At 50.4% G+C, this 14,253-nt stretch carries 10 protein-coding genes and 1 pseudogene; 7 read left to right on the top strand and 4 right to left on the bottom strand.

Annotated elements, in window-relative coordinates:
• Nucleotides 1-125 precede the first annotated feature (125 nt).
• Nucleotides 126-485, top strand: a pseudogene (locus tag ACOTTU_RS24265) (integrase core domain-containing protein); the annotation flags it as partial.
• Between the two features lie 206 nt (nt 486-691).
• On the opposite strand, the gene ACOTTU_RS24260 reads toward ACOTTU_RS24265, so the two are convergent.
• Nucleotides 692-1,657: a DUF3137 domain-containing protein gene (locus ACOTTU_RS24260; protein ID WP_425662008.1), complete on the bottom strand. Its 966-nt coding sequence runs from the start codon at nt 1,655-1,657 to the stop codon at nt 692-694.
• Between the two features lie 103 nt (nt 1,658-1,760).
• Nucleotides 1,761-2,306, bottom strand: coding sequence for a hypothetical protein (locus ACOTTU_RS24255; protein WP_425662006.1), 546 nt, complete (start codon nt 2,304-2,306; stop codon nt 1,761-1,763).
• Nucleotides 2,307-2,653: 347 nt separating this feature from the next.
• On the opposite strand from ACOTTU_RS24255, the gene ACOTTU_RS24250 reads away from it, so the two are divergent.
• A complete protein-coding gene (locus ACOTTU_RS24250; RefSeq protein WP_425662004.1) occupies nt 2,654-3,412 on the top strand; it encodes a hypothetical protein in 759 nt (252 codons plus the stop codon).
• Between the two features lie 134 nt (nt 3,413-3,546).
• Here the strand turns inward: ACOTTU_RS24250 and ACOTTU_RS24245 are convergent, their stop codons facing one another.
• Both ACOTTU_RS24245 and ACOTTU_RS24240 read right to left on the bottom strand, forming a co-directional pair.
• Complete coding sequence (locus ACOTTU_RS24245) at nt 3,547-5,892, bottom strand: ATP-binding protein (protein WP_425662002.1); 2,346 nt, start codon at nt 5,890-5,892, stop codon at nt 3,547-3,549.
• Nucleotides 5,893-5,915: 23 nt separating this feature from the next.
• Nucleotides 5,916-6,632, bottom strand: a complete 717-nt coding sequence (locus ACOTTU_RS24240) for a response regulator (RefSeq protein WP_425662000.1) — start codon at nt 6,630-6,632, stop codon at nt 5,916-5,918.
• Between the two features lie 332 nt (nt 6,633-6,964).
• Here ACOTTU_RS24240 and ACOTTU_RS24235 point away from each other — a divergent pair, with 332 nt between their 5' ends.
• The 5 genes from ACOTTU_RS24235 to ACOTTU_RS24215 all read left to right on the top strand — a co-directional run bounded on the left by ACOTTU_RS24235 (nt 6,965) and on the right by ACOTTU_RS24215 (nt 13,946).
• A complete protein-coding gene (locus ACOTTU_RS24235; RefSeq protein ID WP_425661998.1) occupies nt 6,965-7,177 on the top strand; it encodes a hypothetical protein in 213 nt (70 codons plus the stop codon).
• Between the two features lie 346 nt (nt 7,178-7,523).
• The gene (locus tag ACOTTU_RS24230; RefSeq protein WP_425661996.1) at nt 7,524-9,188 is read left to right on the top strand and encodes a CARDB domain-containing protein; all 1,665 of its coding nucleotides are present in this window, start codon (nt 7,524-7,526) and stop codon (nt 9,186-9,188) included.
• Between the two features lie 348 nt (nt 9,189-9,536).
• Nucleotides 9,537-11,420: a hypothetical protein gene (locus ACOTTU_RS24225; protein WP_425661994.1), complete on the top strand. Its 1,884-nt coding sequence runs from the start codon at nt 9,537-9,539 to the stop codon at nt 11,418-11,420.
• Between the two features lie 11 nt (nt 11,421-11,431).
• Nucleotides 11,432-12,514, top strand: coding sequence for a hypothetical protein (locus tag ACOTTU_RS24220; protein ID WP_425661992.1), 1,083 nt, complete (start codon nt 11,432-11,434; stop codon nt 12,512-12,514).
• A gap of 352 nt (nt 12,515-12,866) precedes the next feature.
• The gene (locus ACOTTU_RS24215; protein WP_425661990.1) at nt 12,867-13,946 is read left to right on the top strand and encodes a hypothetical protein; all 1,080 of its coding nucleotides are present in this window, start codon (nt 12,867-12,869) and stop codon (nt 13,944-13,946) included.
• The last annotated feature ends 307 nt before the right edge of the window (nt 13,947-14,253 follow it).

Below are 14,253 nucleotides of genomic sequence, written 5' to 3'. Positions count from 1 at the left end.
CATTGGCTATGGACATACAACAACGAAAGACCAAACATGGGGATCGGCGGGATAACCCCGATACAAAAACTGAAGGCAGCTTAGATTCTACTGACGCGCCCCTCTAAAAATGGGGAGATTACCAGGTCATCGACGCGCTGACTGACTTGTTCATTCTGCGCGGTGTGCCTGCTTACATCAGGTCAGACAATGGCCCTGAGTTCATTGCTGAGGCCGTCAGGGATTGGATCAAAGGTGTCGGTGCCAAGACGGCTTATATAGAGCCTGGATCACCTTGGGAGAACGGATACTGTGAAAGCTTCAATGGGAGAATGCGGGATGAATTGCTCAACGGTGAAATCTTCTATTCGCTCCGTGAGGCCCAAATCATTATCGAAAGATGGAGGAACCACTACAACACCAAGCGACCACACAGTGCTTTGGGCTACCGCCCGCCTGCGCCTGAAGCCATCGTCTTGATGGACCAAAGGCCAATCATGCACTAACTTTCAATTTGGACCACTCAAGTGGGGCTGCTCAATGAAACCGATTGAATCTTCAAAAATTTTCATCGGAATAAATGAACGAGGTTGCTGGCAAGGTGCTGTGGTCCGATAGTTTCGAAGATGTCTTGCCGAAAGCAGTGACGGCGCCCTGCGTGAAACTAATCAAGTGAGCTCGGGTTCCAACCACTTTCTTCGTGGTTTTCATGTCAATCTAAGAGATCATCGATGACCTTTCTCGGAATTACCATATCAGCCAACGCTTCGTGAATCTTGCCATTGGCTTCACATAGTGGAGCTCCAAATACATCGAAGTTCATGAAATCGTGGTTTAGCCTAATTGCGAGGTAGAATTTTTTGCCTTTGAACGCTGCAGCAATGTGCTGACTTGATGTTTGGTACTCTCTTGAAAACTCAAGCAGCTTTAATCCAAATTCCGGCGTTATCAGTTCCTGTGCTCTCTGAAGGTCGTCAGTATAAACCTCAAAAACCTCTTCTACGGCATCAATAGGGAAATGGAGCTTCTGGTCAGGACGGTTGGTTTGTGTCGCCCAGGCAAAGACTTTATTCAACGTCGGGCCAAAATCCGGGAGAAAGACGATCGTGGGCATATCTGCGTAACACTCAATTTCCAAAATTACTCCCGAAAAAAGCCGGGTGCTTCTGCGGTCGCCATCGCTGTCACGTCTTTCATTGTAGAAAGAAGCCTTTGTCATACGGTAGTCCGTGTTTCGCCAATTGCCTTCGACTGATGGCCCCACATAGTTATGATCGCAAACAGGTATCAGATTTAGGCTGCGCAAATGATCCACCGGGAAGGCATCCTTGAGCGGCGCCTCCGTATATGTGGTTCCCTCAAAAAAGCGGCAAACGACGGGCCTGACGATGCTGTTTAGTTCATCATGCAATTTGTCGTGGCGGCTGAGGCAGACAAACAAGACGCCTCCGGCACCCGCGAGCACAGGAAACAACGGCAGCACAGGGTGCAACTTGAATCCTTGCCAGGCCAGGTAAGCCGAAACAATCGCCAAAATCGCGATCCAGACCCGACTGCGATGAATGCCTTTTCTACGTGCGGTTTCCATTTCTCGCAGGATTGGAACGAGCTCACGGTCATAAATCTCCGAAAAGCCTTCTTCGTAGCCTTCACGTTCTGAAAAAATGAACTGAGACAATTTTCCACCCCCCGACACCAATTGGAATTAATTATCCGGGGCATGGATACCGGTTTTTGTGGTCCGCTTTATGTCTGGTTTTGTTTCAATTGCATCAACTCAACTAAGGCCTCCAAAGACCCGTCACTTCAATCAGCCAGCGCCCCATGTTGTAGAAATCTGAGTCCGTGTACCAGGTGCTCAATCGTCTTTTGATTTCAATCACCTTCTCTTCACCGTCTGTCGTCAATACAAGACTGAAGGAAAACACCACTCGCTCGTTCTTCGAGTATGGAATATACATAGGTGGAGCTACGAACTGTCTGCTGTTCTCACTTTCTTCAGTCCGGTTCAATATGACCCCGTCAATTCCCTCTGATGAGACACCACTGACGTTCCAGTCGCCGTTCATACTTGTTATCAACACATTGCGTATCTCCACCACATCAGGATGAGGCGTACGAAAGTTGTGGGAAACCATCGTGAAGTCCAGTCTTTGACCTGAGCCCTTCAGGCCTTCGGCACCAGTCGCGGCCCGGATTTCGGCATCGTTCACTGCCTGGAAAGCTGCATCGAGAAAATGGTCGAAAGTAGCATATCTGTAGGGGTCAAAAAAGTAATCCGGCTCCGAGGTTTTGCATCCGGACAAAAAAAGAATTGTCGATGCCATGCACAGACTGCCGAATAGCTTTCGCATACATTTTCTTGGCATTTTTCATAACTCCCAGGACGGTTTCCGAGGCGCTTTCAAATTGAAACGGATATAAAAACGCGCTCCTGGCGGGTCTGGATCCGGGCACGCCGGAGCTTGCCCAGCCAGGTTTGGCCACGGATTTGCTACAGGCGTCGGGTGTGAGCATGATGTCGTGAAACGCTAAATTTCGGCTCAATTGTATCAAGACACTCTGTGGATGAAATTGGCCTGATACAAACCTTACGAGAAACGACATCGTTCTGAATAAGGGAGGCGTCAAACCGGAATCGATCAAGACTCAATCAAACTTACCGGAGTCCTGTATGTTCAATTTAAAAACTGCCGTGCTGGGGATCGCGACCGGAGCAACGCTGGGAGCAACGTCAGCCACCGCATGCGACCCGGTCCACCAAATGGAATACAAAACAACCGGCGGCTGGTTCACGATGTCAATTAATGGTGCTCATCTGGGCCACGGAGGTGGAGGGCTCATCGCCGGTGTCCAGCTGGTACAGAACTGGATAGTCAGCGGGAATAACGTTGTAACCGTTGATTTCGTCGGCGACCCCGGCACGATCTCCGCCACATTTAAACTCGTGCGTGTCTGCGACGGCAGTGCTGATAAAGAAATCCTGAAAAGCTCTACTTTTAGTGGAAGACGTGTCGAAGCCTTTCCATTTCAAATCAATCACGCGGTGGATGCCGAATACACAAAAGCCGAGGTAAGTGATGCCAGCGGTTTAATGGAAGCGGTTGAGAAATTTCAACGAAGCGTGCGATCTGGTAAGATCGATGATGCCATTCTGCTTCATGAACCGATGTTGAGGGACTATGCTGCGCAAGGTGCACCCATAGAAACCGTGAAGGATCATATGCGCGAAATGCTGAGTAATGATGATGCACTTTTCGCACAGAAATTGGTAGCTGAACCGGTATTGGGTGGTCGCATCTATCAAGTCTTAAACGCCGACTTTGCCTCTCCGTTCCATGTTGACGTTCAGGAGAGCGGCGGCTCTCTCTCCTGGAACACCGGAACTTATTGGGGTAAATACGATGGGAAATGGATGATTGTCGCAAGGTAGTCGGGACCTGCGACCATAGCCGGTATTCCGCGCAATCCGAAAAGAAGATTTCGGCTTTCTGACCCTGAAATACACCCTTTGCAGTACAGATCATTCTGATTAAGTGATGGGAAACAAGGTAAACATCGCCCCTGTTAACGCGTCACACCCAATTGGCTTATCAGTTCATCCAGTTCATCAGACGCGAAAGGCTTCTCGATATGAGGTCGTCCGGTTCGTTTCAAAAATTCGGCGACTTTTTTACTCATAATATCGCCAGTGATGAAACCGATCCGAGACAAATACCCGGGCGCATGTACCGAGATGAGACGGAAAAACTCTTCCCCATCGATGTCAGGCATTTTGAAGTCACACAAAACAGCACTGAATTCTTCTGCCTTCAGCCGTTTCAAGGCGTCATCGGCATTGTTGGTTATGCGAACTGTATGCCCCGCTACGGAAAGAAGATCTGCAAGTAATTCAGCCACATCGACCTCATCGTCGACGACCAGGATATGTTCGCTTTGAAAACTGTGCCGCTTCGGTGCGTCGTCTGTGAGCTCTGCCACATCTCCTCGTGACGCTCGAAGGCCAACCTGAAAGCAGCAGCCTTCTTGCTCAGTCGAGTGCACATTCAAAAAACCCTCGTGAGTTTTTATGATCCGGTAGCAAAATGCGAGGCCTATGCCAGTGCCTTTGCCGACTTCCTTGGTTGTGAAAAAAGGTTCAAAGATTCTCGACTGAATATCTTTCGAAATTCCGGGACCGTTGTCTTTAACCTCAACAAGGACATGGTCCGAAGACGCATCAAAATAAGAATGAAGACACAGCTTGCCATCTCCCCCCATATTCGCAAGCGCGTGTTCCGCGTTGACGATGAGATTGGTAAAGACTTGTGCCAGCTGGTCTGCATCGCCGGTCACCATCGGCACGCTCTGGTCCAGGCTGAGTTCAATCTCGGTTCCGATTGACCGCAATCCATAACCTGCGATGTCCAGTGCCGTCGTTACAATCTCATTTATCGAACAACTCTCGATCTGGGTCGGCCGCTGACGCGCCATGGCAAGAAAGGTTTTTACGATCTTCGCGCTCCTGTCTGCCGCCTGGCTGATCCTGTCTACGCGTTTCATAACGACAGGGTCAGTCACAGTACCTTCAAGCATTTGTGCATATCCGACGATGATCGACAGTGGGTTATTCAGTTCATGCGCGACGCCTGCCAGCAATTCACCAAGAGCAGACAGCTTTTCGTTCTGATGGGCCACAACACGTTGATGTTCCAACTCTTCCTGCATTGTCAGAATATCAGTGACATCGTTAAAGGAGAGCAGGTATCCGCCAAGTGCGGTCTTATGTGCAGATCCTTCCAGAATGCTTCCGTCTCGCGTAACCGTGCGAATGTTCTTTGCGTAATTCTTTACATTTTTCAGAACGGTTTGGATGAATTTCTTTTCACCCAGATCTTGCGGCAGCGCAAAGAAGCCAGAGTCCAACAGCCGTCTTATCAGCGCTGTTGCGTTCTCACCAACTTCCGGTGCGGGCAACTCTTTGATGAAAAGCTCATACCAACGACGATTGGCCATAACAAAACCAAGATCTGCATCAAACAGAACCAGGGCTTCATCCAGCGCCTGAATAGCATCAGTCACAGTCGCCAGAGCACGTTCGTTGGCTGTACGTTGCTCAGTTATATCTTTGAAGGAAATCAGATACCCATCCAATGCTGTTTTATGGATGGAGGCGGTCATTGCCCGGTTGTCTGTGGTCTCAAAGATGGAGTCTTTCAGATAACGCCCCATATCCGCAATCGCGCCCTGAATGAACAGTTCTTTTGTCACGACGTCCGGGAGAATAAAGAATTCTACGTCGTACATACGCGCCAGTATGTTGGCAGCGGATTCGCCAATTGCGGGACGAGGGTAGTCGGAAAAGAACGCCTCATAGTACAGCTCATTCGCCATCACAAATTTCAGGTCACTGTCGAACATCACCAGGATTTCATCCAGTGCCTGAATGGCATCATTGACCACGGCCAGGTTCGCCTGAGCTTCGATATCCGGGTATAGAGCCGTCAATTCCGAGCATGATACCAGATAGTTGCCGAGGCTCGTTTGGTGTGAAGACAGCGCGGATCTGCGACCGTCACGTCGAGTGACAACCAGATCTTTCCCGCATGTTGAAATCAGCTCGAGGAACCCATCAACATCAAAGCCGCTCGTGGCGTCGAACCTTCCATCCCTGAAATAGCGTGTCGCAATGTCCCGTGCCGTCTCGTTCTCTTTCGGAGGCTGTACAGTGCCAGACGAAAAAAAATCCAGGTATTGGTCGTTACACAGCAGAAACCGCATTTCCGGATCAAACAGTATGACCCCGAGTGACATTGCCCCAAATGCATCAACGATGAGTGTGTTTTCTGAGTTTTGCTGATTTGTTTGAAAGGTAGACGGCAATTTGTATTCTCTCTCGTCAGGCACAATGAACGCCTGCTCAGCGCGGCCCATACAGGTTCATATCGCTTAGTGGTTTATCCAAGCATATAGCCGAGACCCCGCACGGTACGGATTACATCGGGCTTTGTCGGGTTAATCTCTATCTTGCGCCGAAGCCTTGAAATTCGAAGATCAATGGAGCGATCAAACGCATCCCAGCCCCGGTCATGAGCTTGTTCCAGTAGCTGATCGCGGCTTAACACGCGGCCACGGTTTTCTACAAAAACGCGGAGCAGATCGTACTCCATCGCAGTCATGGCCACTTCGTTCCCGTCCGGGCCAAAAAGCCGGGCACCATCTAAATCAAGCCGGCACGGGCCAAGGTGAACAGTGTCTTTGCGCCGGGTCTTTGGGGCCGTTGGACCATCCATAGCAGCCACACCCCGACTTCGTATGGCGGCTTTTACGCGCGCTTCGAGCTCCCTGAGATCAACAGGCTTACCGATGTAGTCATTCGCGCCCATTTCGAGGCCTAACACCCGATCAAAAACTTCGGATACAGCAGTAAGCATAATGACAGGAACACTGGTGTCCTGCCGCAACTCCCGCAATGCAGTGAGTCCATCCTTCCCGGGCATCTTGAGATCAAGAATAATGAGATCGACCGGCGACATAGACAACATGCGGTTCATGTGATCCGCATTTTCTGCCTGAGTTACGAGGTATCCCCGGTCCACAAAATATTCTGAAACCATCTCTCGAAGATGGGCTTCGTCATCGCATACCAGAAGGCGGAAGTTGTTTTCACTCATGTAAAATGCACCTTTGTCGCTGACCATTTTCGCATTTCGACCTGCCCGGTGCAAACCGAAGCAAGATTAAATGATCGTTCTCGATTTTCCTCTGCAAAACTGCTTCGGCGTCTTTTCGCAAAATAGATACCGTCCTTGTCGAAAGGACGTCTGCAATTGTTTCAATTGTATCAGTGCGCAGAAAACACTGCGGTGGTGAGAGGTAACTCACCAAACCGCTTTTTTCCTGCTGATACCAAAGATACAGAACGCGACATCACACTGACAATTCTCTGAATTAGCAATCATTCCGCCGGCATAGTTGACCCGGCGTGTAACAAGTGGAGAAAAAGATGAAATTGTTGATAGATTTCGCCTTAGAACAAGAGTTCAGGTTTAATGAACCAGATGACGAGGCATTGACTGACAAGGGCACTGTTGTGTGGGATATCGCCGAGATTTCCGAGTTTTCCGGTCATGATGAGAAGGCACCCGACACTGCACGCCCTGTCCTGTACGCAGATCTTGCCCCCCGCGAAGATTCCGGGATGTCATTCGATGTTTGAGACAGCTTTTTCTGATTTGCAATGGTTCACACCTGCGCGACAGCACCTGAAGTTTCGGGTGCGGTCGCGTCGGATTTCCCGTTCGCCCCTCTATACGGTTTGGGTTGTCCCGATCAAAATGGCCGGGACTTCCATACATGCATGACACGGATCGGAAGTGTTCTTTCAAATCCAACCCACGGTTAACGTTCCAATATTTCGACCTGAAGTGTTGCGCTGTATCGCATCTTGATCTGTGCAGAAAACGAATGAGATTTTGAGACGCAAAGCTCAAAACCGATAGCAGTTCTGGCCCATCAGGTGGGTGTTTTCCCGAGCGGCGACCGCCTTCAAGAAAGGAAAAACCTTGAAAAAAATTCTGACACAAACGGCCCTGGCCGCACTCACTTTGACGCTGATCGGTACCGATGTGAAAGCTGACAAAGACACAACTCATGTAACCCGCAATATTCAGCTCTTACTCAAGAATACTCAGTCCATTGTCCCCATTCGGAACAAATCAGACAGCGGCGATATCAAAGACTTCGAACTGGAAGTCAAAGAAGACGTCATTCGCTTTTCGATGGTATCGGGAACAGTCTGGTGCGGTTATGGGGACGGCGAGGTACCGTCAAATCGAATTCGTGCCATCGGATTGCCAGAAGAAACACGCTTATCTCTGGGACTGATGCACCGAAGAGGAGGGCACAGCACCAGCCAGACCGATTTTGATGGTGTTTACCACGCAGTCAGGAATCCAGAGTTCAAGGTCACGATCAACGAGCTCGAAAACGCCTATAACTTCAACAGTTACAAAAAAGCGCAAATAGGTTGGCCCACAGATTTCGAGGTGCCACTCGATAAACTGAAAAATCCCGTCGGAAAGTCTGCGGCATCAATCGACCCGGTTTCAATTTTTGATGCCGCATTGACCAAACACGTGAACGAGGGCGGTGAGAAGCTCGATTTTTTGCGTAGCGATCATAATTTTGTGGTCGAGCTACCCATCACGCTGCGAACGGCCTGCATTGGCGTTCGCGGTCTGTCGGATACTCGATCTCACGCCTATGTGGACAAATCGGTGCAGATTGTTTTTGCCTATAAAGGTGACAAATCTCTTCACTACAAACCTGCAGTCAGCACTGGTGGCAGCGGCAACATTCAAAACCCACTCAGCATCGTGAAGGCGTCGATCAAAGTTGACCCCCCGAAATCGACCGGAATTTGTCCACGCACGGTAACTGCGAGCGGTATCATTGAGCTTGATCACAAGCCTGCCAAAACGCGAAATGTTCAGTATCGGTTTCTTGAGGACGGAAAACCTGCGACCCCGTGGAAAACAGTCGGCGTTGCTGGCATCGACCAGTTTAAAGTCAGGCACAAAATTAAGGTTGGCAAAACCAAGTCTGGCTCACTCGTTAAAGGGGTATCCAAGGCAAACAATGGCGGCGGCATTCAACTGAATCAGCCCCAGTTGATAAAAAACAAGCCGACTGTCGCGATCGAAGCAAAAATCGGCAAGCAGAAAGAAACCGCTGTGACGACGTACATTGCGAACTGCAATGCACAGGGCACAATTGCACAAGATCCAAAACCAAGTCTGAATCCAGGCACTCAGAAGCCCGACTTAACCGCACGGGGTCAAATTCAGATCGGGTCCGTCAAAGCGCCCTGGGGTGGATCGATCAATCTGAAAGCGTCTGATGCCCTGTCAAATGACAGACGCGGATGCCAATTTCGTTTCGGATACGATGTGGTCAATATCGGGAAAGCAGCTTCGGGACCTTTCCTGAACCGACTGCGGCGGGATGGCAAAGTCGCCCACAAGAAATCGCTTACTGGTCTGGCGAAGGCCTCCGGGAAGAACATTGGTGGAACCATCCTGCTAGACGCGGGAACTTACCCCCTGACCCTGTCAGTTGACGACGACAAAAAGGTTCAGGAGCTGAAGGAAAACAACAATGTTCATAAAGTCATGGTAACAGCACCATCAGAATGCGGCGGACGAGACGGTTCCCGTCACCGTGATTAGGGTATTGGCCAGGCGTGCGCAATAAAGTCTTCTGTTTGCGCACGTCCCCAATCCGGAAACAGGACGTCGGGCAGTCTGGTCCCGACAGGCTCCTCTGAGTATACGGGTCGTTTTTGATGAGCGGCCCGTAGTTTTTTGCCAATCCTTTTCGATCCCCCTTCGCCGGGAACAGATCTGAATATCGCGTGTGCCGATGGTTACGCGCGTTGAGCTTCGAAGCTGCGCGGACTGTATCAAAATCACGCATCGCCGCGGACACGGTTGATACAAAACTGAAATTTCAAGACATCAGACAGACAAGCCAAAAACTTAACGTGCGTCGACATACAGCCTTTTCTGGAAAAACTGATGAGACAGCACTTAGCCTGGGTCAACTTAATACCGTTAACGATTGTCGTTTTGATGCATTTCGCAAAACCGGTTCAAGCTCAGGAACTAGGGACCTGGCGATCCGGTGAAGCTTTGGCACTGCCCTTTGAAACCATTACGGTTGATGGAGAATTTGCCGTCGAAATTGGAGCCTACGATGTTACCGATTTCGTCATTCGCCTGAATGGTGAATTAGCAGTCTCACGCGATGTTTTCGTCCCCAACGGGCTACAGGAAGTTAACGTTTATGTGCTCCAAAACGACCAGTACACACTTGTCGCAAGTTACGATGTTCTCGTATCGCGGGATGCCCCAAGGAACTCCCCTGTCCTGCATGTCGAAGTCGGCGCCGAGCACCTTGCGGGCGTTACAACTGTTAATGGCGACGCCGCGTCCCTTGCGACGAGTTATGGATCAGCAGCGCTGAATAACGATTCCGAAACGCTGACAGGCAGAATTGATTACCTTGCCTCGACCAACAGCGAAGATCAAATAAACGACAACGAAATTGATATCGCCGAGTATTTTCTGGAGTATCAGCATCGCGGGACACATGCCGGTTTCACCGGTCGGCTAGGACATCAATCTCTCGAATATGATCCGGTCCTGGTCGGCGATCTGTACCGTCGAGGTGTCGCTTTCCAAACGACATTGCTGAACGAACGCTTTACTATAGGAGCCTTCGCAGCGAGGGCTTCGGAAGTACTTGGATCCGAAGATATTTTTGGATTGAACGATCCTTCTGACCGGATAACCGGGACGCAGTTATCTTTGAACCCTTTTTCCGGCAGAGATCTCGCGTTCTCCTTTCAGCACTACGCGGGACAAGGTGTCCCCTTTGGCGGTGACGTGCCTGGAAAAGGTTCGGGATGGTCCACCAGCCTGAATGGTACAGAATTGGACGGCCGTATCCGATATGGTGCGGCGTTTGGCCAAACCGACTGGGACGAAGACGGGGCGGAAAACAGCTTCGAGACAGAAAAAGGTGCGGCTACCTTTGGATACCTTTCCTATGATCTGCTGCACTCAGACGACGCCGAAAAGCAACTTACTGTGGGGCTGGAATACGAAGCGATAGAGCAAGATTACTTTTCCCTGGCAAACCCGAACCTGTTCGCCGGGGCAGAAACATTACGTTTCACGGCCAACTATTCGACAGAGCGGTTGGCGTTAAATTTCACTGCAGAAGAACAAGAGACCAAATTCGGCGGGTCTGCGATATTTCCAACAGATAAAATCTCTTCTCTTGCGATAGACGGAACTTTCCAGCTGGCAAGCAACGGTTACTGGCAAGACGCGTCATTGCAGTTTGGCGCCCGTTCCGTTCGGCAAACTCGTCTGGCGACCCCGTTACTGGCCCCGGAACCAGAAAACTTCGTTGAGAAAGAGATTTTTGTTGGATTGGAGAAATACAGCGAGACCGGTTCCTGGTTCATTGAATACTCAGTCATGGATTTTAATGACCAATCGGTTTTTGACACTGATGAGACAAGCCAGATTGCAACCTTTGGATTTGACCGGCAACTCGGAGATCAATTGACTCTGAGCGGCCTCGCTTCCCTGACGGCGGCCAATGCAGATCAGGAAAACTCACTTCGCAAGGAGGTCAGTCTGGATGCCCGATACGAAATTGTTCCCGACAAATGGGCGGTGAGTTTGGCCGGTGGAATTGCGCGGACAGACCAATCTTTCGATGACGACGGCTCCTTCATCGCGGCGGAACTTGTTTGGAAATTCTCACCGTCTGCCGAACTGCTCCTGACCGGAACACGAAATACCGGTTCTTTTTCAGGTGATAGCGGACAGGGCAACGAAACAATTATCGGGCTATTTATCCGGATCAATACAAGCTTTCTGAAATGAGGAATACGCAGATGAAACGTCTATTTGTGATAATCGCCCATTTGTTGGTCCTGACGTTGAGCGGTACCTTGGTGGCAAACGCCCAGGTTTCCGTCAGCCCTCAAGTGAGCGGTGTGAATGTGGACGGAACAAGCATCGTCACGTTACGCTGGCGGGTCGGCGTAACCTCGGCCACCCAAGGAAAAGTTCAGGTGCAATCCTCAGCAGGTGTGCTCGGCATGGGTGGAGTAGCCGGTGGAAACCTCTCCACATCCGTTCTTCATCCAGGTCCGGCGGTTGGCACGGTTTTCGTGACACTGGTCGAACGCTTAAGGGTCAGCCGGACAACAGCAAAGCGCATTTCTCAATCCGGAACGACAACGTACACACGCAGTTTCTCAGGCGGCTCGGGTCCGGCTGTGAGCGCGAGAGCGACACTTCGAGCAACAACCGGAGGTGAATTAACATTTCGAAATATTGAACTCAGGTTTGAGGACGCCTCCAGGTTTCAAGTGATTGATTCTGGCCAGGACCTGACAGCACAACTCGCTCTCACGACAAGCGGCAGGGGGGTGTTGAGAGGTTCCTGGGAAGTCGCCGGGCCAGTCAGCCGCCGCGGTGCCGGCTTTCGCCCGATCGGCCGGCTCCAGCAGTTCATAGCTGGTCCTCGAAGTTCCACGTTCGTCAGCCCGCCATTGCCAAGCAATGCGCCTGGTGTCTATTCGGTAAGGTTCGTTCCCGACCAGGCGCCGCAACGGGATGTATTGGAGCCCGCAATCGTCCTGAGATACACCGTTGTTTCGAAAAGAAATGCGGTTGAAAATTCAATCGGACTTTTCGCTCCGAAGCCCGGAGAATCTCTGACCAGGACGACACAATTCAGATGGCAGACAATTCAGGGCACCCGCACTTATCGGTTAGAGTTTTTTGATTTCAAAACGGGCCGTACGCCGCCTGCACCGGTTGCAGCAATATTGTCTGAGGACAATCACGTGCAGCTACGCGATTTCACCTTTGAGCGCATCACAAGCTCCGGGGAGTTGTATTGGAGAGTTGTCTCACTGGACTCTGAAGGGAAAGAGCTGACAAGCTCCTCCGTACGTGAACTGAAGTGATACAAACCCGCGCCTTCAGAAGCTCTTTGGCGCGTTTTGCATCTGCGCGGGCAACGGATCGACTTCCGCCCGCGTCCGATTTATCGCCACGCATCCAAACCTGATACCAACTGGCGGCGAATTGATACAAAAACCGATTTTCGGCTGACAAGTGATACAAAAAACCGGAAATGGCGACATTCTTCAGACAATTCAGGTGACTAGATTTCCTGACATCGCAGTTGGTTAAAGCTGAACGGCTACTTATGCGTCCCGATCCCGGGGTCGCTGTGAAACGGTCAGGCGGCATCAGGCAACAAACCGACATTCTAGTTACGGGTATAAAATTTACCCGGCAGTCAGGAGTAAAATTATGGTTTCGAATTCAAATTTTCGACGTGCAGTGACGGCAATTTGCCTGGTCGGTGCATCCACCCTTCCCGCATACGCCGATATAGATTGGGTCGTTTACGGGCCCGCAGGTGTCAGCCCCTCCATGCTTGAAGTCAAAAGCAATGGGGAAAACTATACAGTGCTAAAAACCAACAGCACAGTTAACTTCAAAGGGCACTTCAAATACGACGCTGGCAACCTTGGACGGATCAAGAACTGGAAAATCTGGCCGAAACTGGAAAACGGTGCCGGCATTCATTCTGAAGTGCCAAGCCTGGAGTCGTTTGCCGGAGGCAAAAGTTACAGCTCCGGACAACGTCCAAAAACGGTTGATCAATTCGCCACCATGAAGGTGCCGGCATCGGCGTTGAATGCCAACGCTGTAGCCATGTGCAACTTCCATGCGCAAAAAATGCGTGACCAGGGAAAGTCCAACAATGAGATTTTCTCACAGAACTACGATCTGTTCTTCAGAGTGTCGGTTGCTTACTCGATTGACCTGACAATCTCGGCGAACAGTTTGCACGATATAAGCAATGACAATAGTGCGAAATACACGGTTCGTTGCGGCAAATCGAATGTTCAGTCACCCGTCACAATAAATTCCGCACAATTGAAACTAAAACAAACGGCGGCACTGAATGGAAAATGCAAAGTTGAACTGAAAACGATTGTCGGAACCGATCAACCCGGAGCGAAATTGAAATACCGGATTTTGCATAGCAGCGGAAACAAGAGCAATCCGTTCACGGCAACGACGGATATCACCGGGTTAGGTGTCCAGATCAACCAGATCAAGATTCCCAACGGTTCCGGTCCGGAGACCGGTTGGTTCAGGGTGCAGGGCGTTTCGCACGATTTCACAACGAACAAGGCGCATTACCAAATGAATTGTAGCGCAGGAAATTTCGGCTTTAAGGGTGCCGATGCACCTAAGTCTTTGGGAAAGGCCACCCCTGTCCCTGCAAAGCCTCTGGGCAAGGCCGCACACAAACCTGCCAAACCTCTTGTTAAAAAATCCAATACCCCCAAACCATCCGCGTTGCGCAGAAAACAGTAACTCGCCGCTTAAAAAGAAAGGTCCCGGTCTAACCTCCCGGGGCCGTTTCTGTTTCCTACAAACGCCAAATCAAATGACCAGATCCCGGGTTCGGACTTTTTTGTACTGTGTGGTGGAGAATGGCAAATGTTGGTACGTCGTACAGAGATGCCGTTGAAACAGAATGTGCGAACGGTAGTAAGTCCCCCGAGTTGTTGATTGTTACCCGAAGACCCGCGGCCACTTGAATGAATAGCCGGTTTCTCTGCCGCCCTGCAGCGTCATGCGTTGAACAAGTGCAGAGATTTTCGTGCTACTTGCACTAACA

The sequence above is a fragment of the Roseobacter sp. EG26 genome, assembly GCF_049830555.1.
Classification (GTDB): domain Bacteria; phylum Pseudomonadota; class Alphaproteobacteria; order Rhodobacterales; family Rhodobacteraceae; genus Roseobacter.
The sequence above is the reverse complement of the archived record's forward strand: the minus strand, read 5'-3'. Positions and strand labels throughout refer to the sequence as shown.